General features: G+C 62.0%; 24 protein-coding genes. 14 read left to right on the top strand and 10 right to left on the bottom strand.

Going from position 1 to position 14,323, the window contains the following annotated elements; all coding sequences use genetic code 11:
* Nucleotides 1–46 precede the first annotated feature (46 nt).
* The 5 genes from DDF70_RS16205 (at nucleotide 47) to DDF70_RS36645 (ending at nucleotide 3,466) form a co-directional block, all read left to right on the top strand.
* Nucleotides 47–397 (top strand): hypothetical protein, encoded by a 351-nt coding sequence (locus DDF70_RS16205; protein ID WP_114945894.1) that lies wholly within the window; start codon nucleotides 47–49, stop codon nucleotides 395–397.
* Nucleotides 398–680: 283 nt separating this feature from the next.
* Nucleotides 681–1,862: a DNA cytosine methyltransferase gene (locus DDF70_RS16200; protein WP_245435515.1), complete on the top strand. Its 1,182-nt coding sequence runs from the start codon at nucleotides 681–683 to the stop codon at nucleotides 1,860–1,862.
* Complete coding sequence (locus DDF70_RS16195; protein ID WP_114945893.1) at nucleotides 1,862–2,803, top strand: Eco29kI family restriction endonuclease; 942 nt, start codon at nucleotides 1,862–1,864, stop codon at nucleotides 2,801–2,803. Before DDF70_RS16200 ends, DDF70_RS16195 begins: the two co-directional genes overlap by 1 nt.
* A complete protein-coding gene (locus DDF70_RS16190) occupies nucleotides 2,787–3,209 on the top strand; it encodes a very short patch repair endonuclease (protein ID WP_245435514.1) in 423 nt (140 codons plus the stop codon). The genes DDF70_RS16195 and DDF70_RS16190 overlap by 17 nt, the downstream gene beginning before the upstream one ends.
* Nucleotides 3,210–3,283: 74 nt before the next feature.
* The gene (locus DDF70_RS36645) at nucleotides 3,284–3,466 is read left to right on the top strand and encodes a hypothetical protein (RefSeq protein WP_162820441.1); all 183 of its coding nucleotides are present in this window, start codon (nucleotides 3,284–3,286) and stop codon (nucleotides 3,464–3,466) included.
* 37 nt (nucleotides 3,467–3,503) lie between these two features.
* Here the strand turns inward: DDF70_RS36645 and DDF70_RS36640 are convergent, their stop codons facing one another.
* Nucleotides 3,504–3,650, bottom strand: a complete 147-nt coding sequence (locus tag DDF70_RS36640) for a hypothetical protein (RefSeq protein WP_162820440.1) — start codon at nucleotides 3,648–3,650, stop codon at nucleotides 3,504–3,506.
* Between the two features lie 32 nt (nucleotides 3,651–3,682).
* Here DDF70_RS36640 and DDF70_RS16180 point away from each other — a divergent pair, with 32 nt between their 5' ends.
* On the top strand, nucleotides 3,683–4,069 hold the full coding sequence (locus tag DDF70_RS16180; protein WP_114945891.1) for a hypothetical protein: 387 nt from the start codon (nucleotides 3,683–3,685) through the stop codon (nucleotides 4,067–4,069).
* A gap of 186 nt (nucleotides 4,070–4,255) precedes the next feature.
* Here DDF70_RS16180 and DDF70_RS36635 read toward each other — a convergent pair whose 3' ends face one another.
* Nucleotides 4,256–5,302, bottom strand: coding sequence for a hypothetical protein (locus tag DDF70_RS36635; RefSeq protein ID WP_162820439.1), 1,047 nt, complete (start codon nucleotides 5,300–5,302; stop codon nucleotides 4,256–4,258).
* A gap of 166 nt (nucleotides 5,303–5,468) precedes the next feature.
* On the opposite strand from DDF70_RS36635, the gene DDF70_RS16175 reads away from it, so the two are divergent.
* Genes DDF70_RS16175 through lysC form a run of 5 tightly spaced genes read left to right on the top strand, consistent with a single transcriptional unit; the run spans nucleotide 5,469 to nucleotide 7,111 of the window.
* Nucleotides 5,469–5,975 carry an N-acetylmuramoyl-L-alanine amidase gene (locus DDF70_RS16175; protein WP_205772436.1) on the top strand — a complete coding sequence of 169 codons (507 nt, stop codon included), beginning with the start codon at nucleotides 5,469–5,471 and terminating at the stop codon, nucleotides 5,973–5,975.
* A gap of 2 nt (nucleotides 5,976–5,977) precedes the next feature.
* Entirely contained in the window at nucleotides 5,978–6,238 is a 261-nt protein-coding gene (locus DDF70_RS16170; RefSeq protein ID WP_114945890.1) for an XRE family transcriptional regulator, read from the top strand.
* Nucleotides 6,235–6,462 (top strand): hypothetical protein, encoded by a 228-nt coding sequence (locus DDF70_RS16165; protein WP_114945889.1) that lies wholly within the window; start codon nucleotides 6,235–6,237, stop codon nucleotides 6,460–6,462. The genes DDF70_RS16170 and DDF70_RS16165 overlap by 4 nt, the downstream gene beginning before the upstream one ends.
* Nucleotides 6,459–6,845, top strand: coding sequence for a hypothetical protein (locus tag DDF70_RS16160; protein ID WP_114945888.1), 387 nt, complete (start codon nucleotides 6,459–6,461; stop codon nucleotides 6,843–6,845). The genes DDF70_RS16165 and DDF70_RS16160 overlap by 4 nt, the downstream gene beginning before the upstream one ends.
* Complete coding sequence (lysC, locus tag DDF70_RS16155) at nucleotides 6,842–7,111, top strand: Rz1-like lysis system protein LysC (protein WP_114945887.1); 270 nt, start codon at nucleotides 6,842–6,844, stop codon at nucleotides 7,109–7,111. Before DDF70_RS16160 ends, lysC begins: the two co-directional genes overlap by 4 nt.
* 198 nt (nucleotides 7,112–7,309) lie before the next feature.
* Here lysC and DDF70_RS16150 read toward each other — a convergent pair whose 3' ends face one another.
* Both DDF70_RS16150 and DDF70_RS16145 read right to left on the bottom strand, forming a co-directional pair.
* Entirely contained in the window at nucleotides 7,310–7,690 is a 381-nt protein-coding gene (locus DDF70_RS16150; protein ID WP_114945886.1) for a hypothetical protein, read from the bottom strand.
* A 150-nt stretch (nucleotides 7,691–7,840) separates the two neighbouring features.
* Nucleotides 7,841–8,149, bottom strand: coding sequence for a hypothetical protein (locus DDF70_RS16145; RefSeq protein ID WP_114945885.1), 309 nt, complete (start codon nucleotides 8,147–8,149; stop codon nucleotides 7,841–7,843).
* A gap of 190 nt (nucleotides 8,150–8,339) precedes the next feature.
* Here DDF70_RS16145 and DDF70_RS16140 point away from each other — a divergent pair, with 190 nt between their 5' ends.
* Nucleotides 8,340–9,044 (top strand): hypothetical protein, encoded by a 705-nt coding sequence (locus tag DDF70_RS16140; RefSeq protein WP_114945884.1) that lies wholly within the window; start codon nucleotides 8,340–8,342, stop codon nucleotides 9,042–9,044.
* Between the two features lie 69 nt (nucleotides 9,045–9,113).
* Here the strand turns inward: DDF70_RS16140 and DDF70_RS16135 are convergent, their stop codons facing one another.
* From DDF70_RS16135 to DDF70_RS36630, 4 genes are all read right to left on the bottom strand, one after another.
* Nucleotides 9,114–9,392, bottom strand: a complete 279-nt coding sequence (locus tag DDF70_RS16135) for a hypothetical protein (RefSeq protein ID WP_162820438.1) — start codon at nucleotides 9,390–9,392, stop codon at nucleotides 9,114–9,116.
* Between the two features lie 152 nt (nucleotides 9,393–9,544).
* Nucleotides 9,545–10,123 carry a hypothetical protein gene (locus DDF70_RS38045; protein ID WP_245435513.1) on the bottom strand — a complete coding sequence of 193 codons (579 nt, stop codon included), beginning with the start codon at nucleotides 10,121–10,123 and terminating at the stop codon, nucleotides 9,545–9,547.
* Nucleotides 10,124–10,349: 226 nt separating this feature from the next.
* Complete coding sequence (locus tag DDF70_RS16125) at nucleotides 10,350–10,553, bottom strand: hypothetical protein (protein ID WP_114945882.1); 204 nt, start codon at nucleotides 10,551–10,553, stop codon at nucleotides 10,350–10,352.
* A gap of 676 nt (nucleotides 10,554–11,229) precedes the next feature.
* Nucleotides 11,230–11,622 carry a hypothetical protein gene (locus DDF70_RS36630; RefSeq protein WP_162820437.1) on the bottom strand — a complete coding sequence of 131 codons (393 nt, stop codon included), beginning with the start codon at nucleotides 11,620–11,622 and terminating at the stop codon, nucleotides 11,230–11,232.
* 46 nt (nucleotides 11,623–11,668) lie between these two features.
* Here DDF70_RS36630 and DDF70_RS16120 point away from each other — a divergent pair, with 46 nt between their 5' ends.
* A complete protein-coding gene (locus DDF70_RS16120) occupies nucleotides 11,669–12,280 on the top strand; it encodes a hypothetical protein (protein ID WP_114945881.1) in 612 nt (203 codons plus the stop codon).
* A 159-nt stretch (nucleotides 12,281–12,439) separates the two neighbouring features.
* Here DDF70_RS16120 and DDF70_RS16115 read toward each other — a convergent pair whose 3' ends face one another.
* The gene (locus DDF70_RS16115; RefSeq protein WP_114945880.1) at nucleotides 12,440–12,646 is read right to left on the bottom strand and encodes a hypothetical protein; all 207 of its coding nucleotides are present in this window, start codon (nucleotides 12,644–12,646) and stop codon (nucleotides 12,440–12,442) included.
* Nucleotides 12,647–12,952: 306 nt separating this feature from the next.
* The gene (locus DDF70_RS16110) at nucleotides 12,953–13,333 is read right to left on the bottom strand and encodes an HNH endonuclease (RefSeq protein ID WP_162820436.1); all 381 of its coding nucleotides are present in this window, start codon (nucleotides 13,331–13,333) and stop codon (nucleotides 12,953–12,955) included.
* Nucleotides 13,334–13,854: 521 nt separating this feature from the next.
* Between DDF70_RS16110 and DDF70_RS16105 the strand changes: the two genes are divergently transcribed.
* Complete coding sequence (locus tag DDF70_RS16105; RefSeq protein WP_114945878.1) at nucleotides 13,855–14,199, top strand: VanZ family protein; 345 nt, start codon at nucleotides 13,855–13,857, stop codon at nucleotides 14,197–14,199.
* Nucleotides 14,200–14,323 lie beyond the last annotated feature (124 nt).

Below are 14,323 nucleotides of genomic sequence, written 5' to 3'. Positions count from 1 at the left end.
GCGAACGCCCGTCCGATGATCACTCGGTGACGGGAGGGAGGCGGCGATGGCAAGGAGGGCAAGGAAGATCAAGGCGACGGAAGCCAGCCGCGCGGCGCACCGCGAGCGGCAGCGGCGGTACCGGGAGCGGCTGCGGGAGGAGCGGCATCCGGAAAGCGACGACGTCCAGCGCGCCATTTTCGCAGCGGTCAGAGGCGCCGTCTTCAACGTCCGGCGCGGAAGGGGTTCCGGCGACGAGATCTATGACGGACTCGTCGCCACCTTCCTGAGGAGCCTCATCGAGAAGTCCATCGACGACCTCGTCGCCCAGGGCTTCGATCGCGGCCGGGTGAAGCGGCGCATGCACCTGGCGCTGATCCCCCCGTACCCGGGCCCGGCGCTCAAGGCTGATGGGTGACGCCCGCAAATCACGCCGTGATGTTCACCCACCAGTTCCTTACCGAAACCTAGATCCCGCCAGACATTTCCACAGGATTTTACTCCCTGTCCGCCCTGCCCACAGAGCGGCGCGCAAGTCCCTGACTCCGACGGGGGATTTGAAGAATCGTAACCGGACTGTAACCATTCTGTTCACATTGTGTTCTGCCTCGGGTACGTCCGATACCGGAACCGGGTGCCCGGACCGGACTCGACTCGTACGGCGGTCGAGGTGAAATCGACTGGGGAAGAGAGTCTTTTCGATGCCGATGAGTTGTGTGGAGCTGTTCACGGGGTGCGGCGGCTTGGCGATGGGTGTGTCCCGCGCCGGGTTCAAGACGCTGCGGCTGTCCGAGTGGGATGGGCCTTCCGTCGTGAACGTCGGGCACAACAAGCGCCGCCGCATCAAGTACGTGAAGGACTGGCCGATCCACCAGGAGGACGTCCGCTCCGTCGCCTGGGAGGACTACGCGGGCATCGACCTGGTCGCGGGCGGCGTTCCCTGCCAGCCGTTCTCCATCGGCGGTCTCCATCGCGGACACGAGGACGAGCGGGACATGTGGCCCGAGGCCGACCGCGCCGTCCGACTGATCCGTCCCGCCGGATTCATCTGGGAGAACGTGCGGGGCCTCACCCGCGTGGCCTTCGCAGACTACCTGCGCTGGATCCTGCTCGCGCTCGCGATGCCGGACATCGAGAAGGGCGACAAGGAGGACCGCGCGAAGCACCTGAAGCGGCTCGAGGCGGCCCTGAAGAGGGACGAGGCGACATACGACGTCGTGCTTCACAGTGTCGACGCCGCGAACTACGGGGCAGCCCAGCGGCGCCACCGCGTCGTCATTCTTGGTCTGAACCGCGAACTCGGCGCCACGCTGCCGGAACTTCCGAAGACGCATTCCCGCGAACGGCTCCTCTGGGACCAGTGGGTCACCTTCGAGTATTGGGGCCGGCACGGCATCAAGGCTCCGAAGCAAGGGCCGGACAAGATGGACGTCGCGGCCGTGCGTCGGCTGCGGGACCTCGGCGAGGTGCCAAAGGGACTACCGTGGCGGACCGTGCGCGACGCCATCGCCGGCCTCGGCGATCCTGAGAAGGGCTGCGACATCCCGAACCACGTCTTCCAGCCCGGTGCGCGCTCCTACCCCGGCCATACCGGCAGCCCGCTCGACATGCCCGCCAAGGCCCTGAAGGCCGGCGTGCACGGCGTTCCGGGCGGTGAGAACATGATGGTAAAGGACGACGGGTCCATCCGCTATTTCACCGTCAGGGAGGCAGCCCGGCTCCAGGGAATGCCGGACGAATACGAGTTCGTCGGGGCATGGTCCGAGAACATGCGCCAGCTCGGGAACGCGGTGCCCGTGCAACTCGCCGAGTACGTCGGCTGCGCCATGCGCGACGCAATCGAGATCGCCCGGAAGCCCCGTCGGCGCAAGGCGGCTGCGTGATGGCGAGGAAACCCAAGACGCCTTCTCGCCAGGTATCACTGGTCGAGGACATACGGAGCGCCATTCACGAGATCGAAGCCTTAGGACCGTCGCTTTCGAAGGTGGCTGCGAAAAGGACTCGCGAGCTGCTGGGCGAGGTCAAGCACGACGTCGGCCGAGCGGTCGCCAGCCTTGACCCAGTGAAGGAACCGACTTCGTGGTTTGATCCGGCGGACCAGAATACTGCCGGCCGCTTGGTGGCCGCTGCGCTCCTGGCACAGCCTCGCGTCCCGCTGGACCTCGTGCCGCGCACCTACGGAGCCGGGGTCTACGCGATCTACTACATCGGCGACCATCCGACATACGCGCCGATAGCCGGCACCGAGACGCCCATCTACGTGGGCAAGGCGGATCCGGCGTCGCATTCCGCGATGACCCCGCGTGAACAGGGGCAGAAGCTGTACGGGCGGCTTGCTGACCACCGGAAGATGATACGCACCGTCGAAGGATACGCAGTCGAAAAGGGGCTGCCGAATCCTTTGCACATAGCCGACTTCGAGTGCCGGCGCCTCGTTACGGCGACGAACGCACAGATGTATGCCGAGCGGCATCTGATCTCCCTGTTCCAGCCCGTCTGGAACTCGGACACCAAGATCTGCTGGGGCATCAGCAAGCACGGCGACACCGAGGGGCGGAGCAACGACCGTTCCCCGTGGGATGTGCTCCATCCCGGGCGGAAGTGGGCCATGGCCGAGAAGCTGAAGGACTCGCGCTCGGTCGAGCAGATCCTTGATGACCTCAAGTCCCACTTCGCCGAGAACACTCCGTTCAAGGACCGTGATCACGTCATCGAGCTTTTCCTCGAGGCGTTCGCCCAGGATCCGATGACGGCCACCGCCCCCGTGACCGACGACGAGGTCGCCCCGGAGGACATCGTGGACGAGGATGCCCCGCCAACCTGACGTAGATCCGGCCCGCAGCCGGCAGATGTCCCTCGTGCGCAATCGCGACACGAAGCCGGAGATGGTCGTCCGACGCCTGGTTCACTCGATGGGATTCCGCTACCGACTGCACCGGCGCGACCTGCCGGGGAAGCCCGACCTCGTCTTCCCTGGGCGCCGCAAGGTCATCTTCGTCCACGGGTGCTTCTGGCACCGGCATCCCGACCCAACCTGCTGGCGGGCGCGACTGCCGAAGTCGCGCCCGGAGTTCTGGATCCCGAAGCTGGAAGGGAACGCCGCCCGGGATGAGCGGGACATCGCCGCCCTCGAGGCGGACGGGTGGCAGGTGCTCGTGATCTGGGAGTGCCAGACGACGCCCCGGCAGCGCGACGACCTCCGGCGCCGGATCGCCGAGTTCCTCGGCTGAACTCCGCCGTCCTCCGCCGTCCTAGAATCTTTCAGCCTCCGGCCGGAGGCTCCGGATCATCACGGAGCCTCCGCATGTCATCCCAAACTACGTCATCGCCCGCGCTCGCCGGCGCCATTGCCGAGATCAGGGCATCAGCGGAGGCCGAGCGCCGCGTCGACCAGCGGATCGCGACCGCGACGTCGCGGCTGCCGCCCCCTCCGGCGGTGGCGTACCGGGGCCGGGCGTTGAGGCCTGACCGGAATCGGAGATCGTGACGATGGCGCTCGACGGCAGCATCACACCCGGAGGCACCTACGACGCGTCCGCGAGCGGCGTCTCCGTGGCGGTGCGCCTCGCCAGCCTCGAGGCCGTGGTCGAGATGCTCTCCCGCCGGGCCGGGACGTGGATGAATACCGAGGCGCTGCCGTTCCTGCGGCCGGGATGGACGGCGGAGGACATGCGGCAGGAGTCCGTCTCGCACCGACTACAACGTGGTGGAGGACGCCTTCCGCGAGGCGGGCCTCCATTCCGACATCGAGTTCGTGAATTCCGGCGGCTCCCATGTCATCTGCGGCATCGAACACGGCCAGCACGGCGACCTCGGCATCAACGGTGCCAAGGGAAGCCCGATGCAGTACCGCCGCTTCGGGGGCGGCACGACGTCCGCCCACACGCATGCGCCTCTTATCGTCGACGACGTCTACGTGGCGGGCATCTCGGCCATGCTCTTTCAAGGCTACAATAAGGGCGGCACCCAGTGGGCGCACGCGCACGTCGTCCTCTACTCCAACGGTAGGCGCTGCATGCTCCACATGGCGGCGAACGGACGCTTCCGTGCGATGGCGGACGTAACCATCGCGGACCTCATGGCGGCCTAGATCATCGGCTCAGTGTTGATGCGAGCCTCGCACTTTCTTCCGAAGCCTTGACCGAGGGGATTAGTCCCCTCGCTGATCCCGAACCGAGCAGCGATGCCGGCTGAAGGAATGACAGGCCGAACCGTCCAATCCACTACTGTGCAGAGGACCTAGTCGCGGACACGCTCAGAACGACGGGCTGCAACTTTAATCGCGCTCGCAGTTCCCTCCGTCGGTTTCCCAAGTGCCCTGGATCAGTTCTTGGCCATTGCTGCTGATGAATGAGCGTTGACCAAGAAGGGCACCGTTAAGTTTTGCCACAACCCTACGATTTATTTCGTCAAACTGCTTTCTGGTCAGTCTTGAGAATGAACACCAATACCGTGGCCCTGTTGACCAGTCTCCTTTATAAACATCTTCTCCCCATATGTTTACACGCCCATTAACTACTTGAGGCAAGAAGTATGCCTTCTGTGTCTCACCAAAACATTTGCTGTATTCGGCAGAAGGCAGCCACTTCTTGTAACAAGGTAGATTAGCTTGGTAAATAAAATAAGATACAACTGATATAAAAAATGATAAAACTACTAGCATACTTAAGAACATAGGCCTATGCAGCCAGTGAAAATAAAATGGGCTATTTGCCTTTTCCGAAGTATTATGCGTTTGGCTTTTATAAAGTTCGTTATCTGAAAAGAAACTTAGCCAATTATTTCTGACGAATTCGTCGTCAAAATACCCAATATGCTTAACGGTATATTTTCGGTCTTTTATTGACTTAGTGAAACCATATGTCCCAGAAGCGCCGTAATCGAAAGTTGTGAGTTGAGCAAGAACGGGCCAAATGTCGTTAACGCTTCGATCGTTTACGATATATTTAATTCTTTTATTGAAAAGACCCCAGTTGAATGACCTTTTTACGACTGATCCACACAGCAATACTTTATAAAATTCCATGCTTTCATCACGAAGTAAAATCTCTGATAGGGCATATGTTCCAAAACTGTGCGCTAGCACAGATATTTCCTTGTCCGGATTATCGTTTATTATTGAAAGAAGGCCAGAATATATATGATTTATTGTTGAATCACGGCAGATTTTCAAAGGGCAAAGGAACCTTATAGGATCCAAAAAATCGAACTTGATGTGCTTTACTTGGATGTCTGGGTCTGTTTCTAAAATTGACTGCACCGTTTCCATCCAAGGGCCGACTGTGTTCATGCCATGGATAAGCACAACTATCTGCTTCGCCATACATTATTCCTTTGCTGATGGGATGCCACGGAGAGCCAAAGCTGCCATCAAGAGCTTGGCTGCACCAGACAGTAAAATCACTGTGTCGATGAATTAGGCGCCAAGCTGCCGGAGTGCTTCCCGGCGCCTTGCCACTTTCGTGCCGGCGACGGTGCAAGAATCTGGAATGTTTCAGCCATCCCGCGGCAACGTCCCCCCAGAACACAACGAGAACTGGGGGCAGCGCGTGAGGGACGTCCACGAAATCATCGTGCACTGTGCCGCGACGCCGGAAGGGCGTCACGTCACGGTCGATACCATCCGCGGCTGGCACAAGTCGCAGGGCTGGCGCGACATCGGCTATCACTACGTGATCTACGTCGACGGCACCGTGCATGCCGGCCGCCCGGTGGAGCAGGTCGGCGCCCACGTGGTCGGCCATAACGCTGGCACCATCGGGATCACGTACGTCGGCGGAGTCGCGGCCGACGGGAAGACCCCCAAGGACAGGAGGACGTCCGCGCAGAAGACCGCCCTCGACAGGCTGCTCCGCGATCTCGTGCGCCGCTTCCCGGGGGTAAGGAGGATCAGCGGTCACCGCGACTACGCCGCGAAGGCCTGCCCCAGCTTCGACGCCACGACGGAATACCGGAACCTCGTCGCCGAGGTCCGCGCAGAGAAGGGGAGCAAGTGATCATGGCAAGCTCCCGTCCCGTCATCCCCAACCGCTACATCCCGGTCTCGGCGGCCCGCATGAAGGACCGCATCGGCGAGGCCATCGTCCGCCGGATCGAGCGTGACGACATCACCGCCGCCGAGATCGCCCGGCGCTACGCCTCGATCCGGGCCGGCGACATCTCGAAGATCCGTCAGGGCGACTGGGCGATCTTCGGCATCAACAGGCTCGTGGCCATCGCGGAGGCCATCGGCGTCAGCGTAGAGGCGCAGGTATCATGACCGTTCCCGAGAAGAAGTCGAAGCGGCGCACCAGCAAGTTCGCTCTCCTCGTGAACACGCTCGCCGCCTGGGCAGTCGCCGGCTACGCGACCATGCAGGGACAGGCGGAGATCGGCGTCGCGGCGCTCGGTCTCGTCGGCGCCCTGTTCGGCGCCTACGTCGGGGTGGGCCACCTGGACCTGCGCGCGCTGCGCGCCATCACGGGCAAGGGCGACGCGTCGTGATCGCCGCTGTCCCCGCCATCCTGTCGATCCTGCGCTCCCGCTTCACGTGGTCCGTCGCCGCCGCGGGCCTCGTCGTCCTCGCATGGCTGCACTACCAGGGACTGCGCGCCGACCTGACGGACGCCCTGATCCAGGCAAAGCTGGCCAACGAGGCGAGGAAGTCAGCCGAAGTGCGGGCAGCCGAGAACGCCGAGGCTGCGGCCCAGGCCGACCGGGACCGGAAGGCCGTCGTCGACGCCCTCGAGGAGCTTCAGGGCCGTGTTGCCAACAATGCGAACGTCGCCCGGGGCGAAGAGCGGACGGTGCAGTCGGCGCCGACGTCGGATGACGGACCCGTCGCCCCGCTGCTCGAGGGGCTGCGCCAGCGGAGGTTCGCAAAATGAGGATCGCCACCGTCATCGGGATCGCCTGCTTCCTGTCCGGCTGCGCGACCACGGCCCCGGCGCCGAAGGTCGTGACCCGCCAGATCGACGTGCCCGCATCCCTGCTCGAGTGCATGCCGGAGCCAGTCGCCTGGGAGACATGGCGCACTCAGCGCGACGTCGGCCTGTATCTCGTGAAGCTCGCCGAGGCCGGGCATGATTGCCGCGACAGGCTCGATGCCGTGCGCCGGGTACTGGAAGCGCAGGGCGGCGCGGACGCCGCGTGATCCATCTCAGGTCAACTCAACGTGTCTCGCTGCATTTTAATTTACGGATTTCCGATTCAGGAGCGTCACCGCGTGACGGCGCGCGTGACGGGGTGATCCGGGAAGTAATGCGGGGCCTCCCTGACGGAAGGCATTGGACCGGACAAGCGAAAGGGCAGCAGGTTCCCCCACCGCCCTTTTCCGTTCCTCCCGGCGCCGTCACCGCATGGCCGGGGCCGACGCCCTCGCTGCCTCGATCCTGCGGCGGCGCTCTTCCTTCGACGGGATGAGGCCCGTCTCCTCGAGGAGGCGGAGCGAGTGGCGCTGCCAGTCGGAACCCTCCGGGATCGGCTGCTCGACGAAGCGCCCGGTGATCCGGCGGTAGATCGCGACGTCGTCCCAGTTGGCGCCGTGGACCGTGGACAGCCCGCTGTCGATCCCGTCGACGAGGGTGATGAGGTGCTTCCGTGTTGTGCCGTCCGGCAGCCGCTGGTACTGGGTCGCCGACGTGATCGCGAAGCCGTAGCGCTCCATCATGAAACGCGCGGCGGCTTCCTGCCCCATCGCTTCCCGCTCCGCCATCTTGCTCTTGCTTGCCATGGTTTCGTCCTCCCGCCGGCTCCCCCGCCGACATCCAGAGGATTCGCTGTGCATGTGCCATGCACAAATCCGCCGCCGGCCGCCGGCGAAAACGGAAGGGGCGACCCGAAGGCCGCCCCCTGCAAGGATCGGTGCCGATGATGCCCGGCATCACGCCGCGAGGAACGCCGGGCGGATGAAGGTCACCTCGACCGGACCCGACGGCTCGAGCGACGCCCAATCGATTTCCACTCCATCGTCGCGCAGGTGCTCGACGAGTTCGACGAGGGATACCTTCGCTTTCTCGCGCCAGGCTGCGCGCATCGCGACGATGACGTCCTCGCCGGGAATGCGGCTGCCGACGGCGGACGACAGGTAGTGCCGCACCGTGTTGACGCTCCGGCCCGTGATCGCGGCGACGGCGGCCGCGGGCAGTCTCAGCCTGCGGTAGAGCACCTGAAATTCGCGCTTCGTGTCCATGTCCAGCTTTCCCCCTGGTTCCGGCACCGCGGACGTGGCGCCTGTATCGATGGTATGCACACGGCGGCATGGCGCAAGTCGCTAAATTGTTGACATCAAAGGGACTTCCGCTCCGGCCCGGTGCCGGCGCGCTTGTGCATGGCATCGGCACACCCAACGATCTTCGGGTCAGCAACAACGGGAGGATGACATGCGGGCACTTCTATCGAGCGTAGCGAGCATCATCAGAGCGATCATGTCAGCAACGGCACCCGTGCTGAAGTGGTGCGGCAGGACGGGTGCGTGGATCGTCGACCACACCGCGCGCCCGATCTCGTTCGTCATGGAGAAGACGGGCGACGCCCTGATCGGCACGGCCGATCTCGTCGGCAAGGCCGCTTCCATTCCCGGGCGCCTCGTCGGCGGGCTGCTCGGCGGAGGTGGTGCCTCGCTTCCGATGCCCCACGTCAGCGAGGACGCCGCGCATGACCGCCGGGTCGCGCAGGTCGAAAAGGCGACGGCTGCCCTTCAGGCGAGCCGGGCGGCGACCGCGCAGCCGATCCCGCGCACGGCCGGGCCGCTCTCTCCCCGGTCCCTTATCGGCGAGCTCGTGCATGCCTACGCGCAAGCGGATCCTGTAGAGCGTCTCGCGCTCGATCTCGACATGTTGCCTCCGCACATCCGATCGTGGCTGATCGCGTGCGACGAGCGGACGCTCGAGCGGCTGGCGCGGATCGGACCGGAGGCCTGCGGAGAATTCGCCGCGGGCAAGCGCAGGATCGTCGGGATCGAGCGGCCGGATGGGGCCGGCACGGACCTCGTCGACGTGGACTTGGTGATGGCCCAGTCGGCGGCGGCGCCGTACCTGCGAAGGATTGCCGATGCGAAGGCGGAGGCCCGCGTCTTTCACGCATGATCCGGCAGTACCGGAAACGACAAAGGCCGGGATCACTCCCGGCCTTTTCCTTTGCGGAGACGGTACCGTTCACTGACGGGCGGCGAGCGCCTCGTCCCGGTAGCGGATCGCGCGGTGAAGCTGCGCGACCTGGGCCTCGAGTTCGGCGACGCGCTGGATTGCGGCACAGGCGACGTCCGTCATCGCATCCGCGCTGCCCCGGGCAGACGACAAGGCGCTGTCCCAGGCGTCGTACGCAGCGGCTTCGGCGCGAGCCTCATTGTTCGCGCAGACCTGGCGGACGCCGTGCATCAGGGCGGTCGTCAGGACGTACGCCATGGTGTTGGCTGCTGCGTGCGGAGTGTTCATCATCGTCGGCTCCCGTGTCTTCCCGTCTCGTCAACAATACATGGCGATGACTTCGGTTCCCGTCAAGGTTCGGTCGCGTTTTCTTATGGAAAAAGAATAATGCCCCGGACAACCGAGGCGTTGCTTTCTTTCTACCTAAAACAATACTTGTTTTAGGTAAGGGCGGCGTTCTCCTCGTCGGCGACGTCGCGGATGGCGGGTTCGTTCCACCAGCCTTCGACGAGTCGGCCATCCGCAGCCGTGTACCGGATGAGGTAGCTGTCGAATCCCTCGGCGTACTCGGCCCGGCCGATGATCTCGCCTTCCTCCCCGGAGAGCAGCGCGACGCGATGGTTCAGTCCGTAGGAGAAGAAGGCCGGGTCGTTGCGCCCCACCACGCGGACGTCACCATCCTCCGCGCCGTCATCTGCTCTCGCCTCGTCGAAGACATCGGCGGCGTCGCCAGCGAAATTGAGGATCACGCTGTCCGCCTTCGAAATCTCCTTGAGCCTGTCCGCGAGTTCCTGGATTTCCCTGATCGTTGCCATGCCTGCCTCCCACGCCGGATCATCCGGCTCCTCGAGGGTGAGATCGCCGGCGGGAATTCTGCAATCTCGTTGCGCCGTGCGGACGTCGCGGATACCGTCTTCATGGGAGCACCGCTGGATGATGTCCGTATAGGCCAGCACGCCACCCAGGTCCGGGACGATGCCGCGTTGAGAGATTGCCAGCGGCACGGGCGACGCCTTCAAGGAGGCAATGGCGATCCAAAGCGAAAGACCCGGCGGACCGTCCCCGCCGGGCCTTCGTGATTCAGATGATGGTGTCGATGCTTACGCGATCTTCTTCGCGCAGCGCGGGCAGCTCACCGCCTCGTCGAGCGCCGTCGACCACGAGCCGCCGCGTCCCGGAGCGGAGCCGCACGCCGCACGCCACATCCCCTTCGGGACGGCATGCACGACGCCGTTGGCGGCTCCCTTAATTGTGAGACCGGGCGATCCCGCCGTCCTTCAATGTGACCGTCGGCCACGCGGCGAGGTCCGCCTTCCGTGCGGCCAGCCGGGCCATCCTCTCCTCGAGCAAGGCGGCGGCCTCGCGATCCCGCGCAGCCTGTTGTCCGTATGGGACGTAGGCCTCCGGCCCACCCAGCACCTCGGTGAACAGTTCCCCCGATGCATTCATGAAGCCCTCCCGTTGTCGCCGACGGTTCCTTGTATGTGTCGGCACTACAGAATGAGTTCGCCGGCGCGGCAGGGGCAACAACGTCACCGCCGGATTCGTCTTAGAACACTAGAGGGTTAAGACGCGTACATAACTGGCGCCTTCTTAACACAGGCTCTCATGCGGGCTTTGCGCTATGCAGAACGCCGAGTTTGGGCACCGAGCTGTCATTCAGTACTATTGATCCGACCTGAATGATCTCAATCTAAGCAGTATAGGCGATCTGCGGAACTATTCCAACTTGCGGCAGGGAATAATTGACTCGTGACCGCTTAAGATGCTATCTTTACTTGACCCTTTTCTGCATCACATACGGGTTCGTGCACGGAGATTGGATTGGCCAACGTGCATGTACTGTGATGTGATCGTCCTGATAAACGCGACGTTCGAAAACTGCTTCCGTCTATAGTGATGTAGCGCATCAGAGCAGCATCTAAATAGGAGGTCGTATGTTAACTCCCAAACATACACAGTTGCAGCGCGTAGCTACTGACAACCTCGTAATATATACGACGGAGCCAGAAGTTTCGATTGAAAATGAAGAAGTTCCCACAGAACAGGAGTTAGTGTCCGCCCTGCTTGCAATGCTTGTGGTAATTGCCGTAGTTGCTGGTGCGGCAATCATCATAATTAGTTATTATAAGCAAAAAGATGATGAGCCAAGTTCATCGCCATCACCAACGCCAGAAACTTCGACGAAGCCTGAGACTCTGTATTGCTGCTGCGTCCAGATGAAGTGTGACACCACCGGAGTATCACAGAGTTCGTCGCCTTCGTCGGGACCGAGTTCGTCGCCTTCGTCGGGACCGAGTTCGTCGCCTTCGTCGGGACCGAGTTCGTCGCCTTCGTCGGGACCGAGTTCGTCGCCTTCGTCGGGACCGAGTTCGTCGCCTCCTGACGACGAGCCGAGTTCGTCGCCTCCTGACGACGAGCCTAAATCGCCACCTGATGACGAACCAAGTACATCGCCACCTGATGACGAACCAAGTACATCGCCGCCTGACGATAAGATCTTATCTCCCCCAGACACAACGTCTTCACCTCAATCCAAGGCTGCCGAGACGTTTGATAAAATTATGGAAGATTATTTAACACAGACGTTCAGTGACGCAGAATCCGCCGCTGCATATCTTCAGCAGAAAGTGAGCGAGGCAGGGATAGTAGTACAGATTACCGAGTCGGGTTATGTGGCTAGGAATGAACTGCCTGATCCTGGTAGGGTTGCTACTCAGCTACGTGCTCGGGGCATTCAAGACAATGCACTTATCGAAAGTGCAGTAACCGACGCCAACAACGCAATATCCCAAGTCGAAGTCTTCGCCAAGAATATAATGGCAACAATTCCTACAGGTGAGCAGCCTGTCGACGCGGGCAAGACAATGACACCGCAAACTGGCGACCCTTATGCGGATCTTGTTCCTGAGTGGATGAATCTTATTCCTGCTGGGTTTGTCCTCCAACCCCAAGGGAGCGTGACACCGGCCCCTACGCCACCGACCACAGGATTAGCGCCGAGAAACCTCTTAGCTATGAAAAGTACGACAAATTCAGGTGTAATCATCGAGGCCAGCGTCGAGACAATATTTACCCAGATGACTAACGCGGGTTTAGAGCAGCCGGGGTACTACGTGCCTCCTTTCGTTTCGGTCTTTGATACGGCACCAGATGCCTGGTCGACTCGAGCTTAACTTACCGGCCCCTGTGGAATGAATTTCAAGACGATTGCCCTCCGGCGGCGTGCCGGCCCATGATACCAAGGAGACCCAGCTTTTCACCTCTACGGACAATTGTTCAGCTTGCCTAAAACTGGCACTGAAAACCTTTACTACAACGCTGAAGCCGTGTTGCTAGCTCGTGACGATGGACCCGTCGGCGAATCCCGGTTCCAGCCGCTGCACCTCGCCGCCCTTCTCCTGGAACGCTTCGATCATCGTCGCCAACTCGTCCTTCTCGACGGGCGGCAGGCGGAGAGGGTGGCCGTCCAGCCCGACGCGCTGCCTCGGGAAGAACCTGTTGAAGGGATCATACCTGTTGGGCGTCGCCTCGGTCGACATCGGTGCCTCCATCATTGGAAAACCATTGTTGCATCGGCGGAGGCACGGATGGTGGAATGTTGCATGCCGCCGGCAGAGGTTGAGGATGCCCCGCCTGGTCACCGGGCGGTCATGCTCGTTCCTTTCTCCCTGCGCCGTCGTCGCACTCGGGGACGACGGCGTTTCTTTCGGGGATGGGTGTCAGGCCGTGCGAGCGAACTCGCCGTGGAGTTCGTTGGCCGCCCCCTGGTAAGCTTCGGCCGCAGCCGCGATGGTCGGGAAGATGCCGAGACATCTGTGCTTGCCGTTGACGTGAATCTCAGCCTATCACTTCTGCCGTTTCGCGTGCCAAGTCACGCTCTTGATGCCGGAAGTGCTGTCCTTGCGCGTGCCTGCGTTCCTGGCATTCTGCGCATGGATAGCGCTGCGCAGATTACCCCTCCGGTTGTTGAGGCCGTCTCCATCCCTATGGTCCACCATCTTCCCCGGTTCGGCCCGGAAGATCGTCCGGTGCATGTGCGTGAGCGTCGGGCGTCCATCGGATAGGCGATCGTGGCGCACTGCATACCAAGTGCTCTTGCTCCTGAAGGCCCGCCAGTTGAAGCCCTCCACGAGGGGCAGGTCCGCGATGTCGACGACGGCCTCCATGCCCCGCGTCAATGGGACGACCGCGACATCCCCTTCGACTCTCACCTTCCTGACCGCCATGTCCACCTCCACGAGCACGTTGCCCGCTTCCAGTGAGTGACGGCCGGCTGCATCCCAGAAGGACGCGAGGGTGGAATGTTGCAGTGGCGGCCGCGAAGGTCGCTCTATATACAGAGCGCGCCACTTGTTCTGGGACGCACCTCGCCGACGGTCACCACGCCGCCGGCGACGTCATATCGGGGCCTGTGGAAAATCGAGCCGTGTTTATGAAGTGTTTATGATATCGGCCAAGGTCAGAGATAGAATAGCGGATAAATTCTAAAGCCCTTGCAAATTAACGCTTTCGGAAAACGGTACCGAGATAGAGCACAGGACTCTGACTCCGTTAGTCTTGGTTCGAATCCAGGTCCCCCAGCCAGCCCTTCAGCGCAGCAGCATCTAGCGTCATCTTCCCAGACACCGGACTCGCGGGTTCGGCACATACCTCGCTCTCCCACTCTCGCCTCGTTTGCGGACGAGCCGAATGGGTGAGCGCAAAAGGGCAATGTTCGGCTCACCTACGATGCGCTAGACAGGTCGCCATGACGCCCAAGATGTTTTTCCGCTGGGTCGCATGGCTTCTCGTCCTTGCGATCACAATCTTTACCGTTGCGCCGATAGAGTTCCGACCCGTCAGCGGAGCGCCGGTCAGCCTGGAACGGTTCGGCGCTTTCGTGGTGATCGGAACGATGTTCTGTCTGGGCTATCCGGGACACCGCCTCAGGATCATCGTCATGTTGATAGGTATTATTACTCTGCTCGAGGTGACGCAGAACTATGTCCCGAACCGGCATGGCCGCCTCCCGGACGGCATGGTCAAAGTGTCGGGTGCCTTGATCGGCGCGGCCTTTGCCAGTTTGCTGACTCGTGGAAAGCGGACCTTGTAGACGGACCGGTCCCAGGACGAGGCCACCGCGCCTCCTTGCGATGGATGCTCCTGCATGGTTTCCTAACGTTCCTGGATCGTATATCTCCCGTTCATCCCCTCATGCCTTGATGCCGCCTTCATGG

It is taken from the genome of Microvirga calopogonii (assembly GCF_003347665.1).
In the GTDB taxonomy this organism is placed as follows: Bacteria; Pseudomonadota; Alphaproteobacteria; order Rhizobiales; family Beijerinckiaceae; genus Microvirga; species Microvirga calopogonii.
The sequence above is the reverse complement of the archived record's forward strand: the minus strand, read 5'-3'. Positions and strand labels throughout refer to the sequence as shown.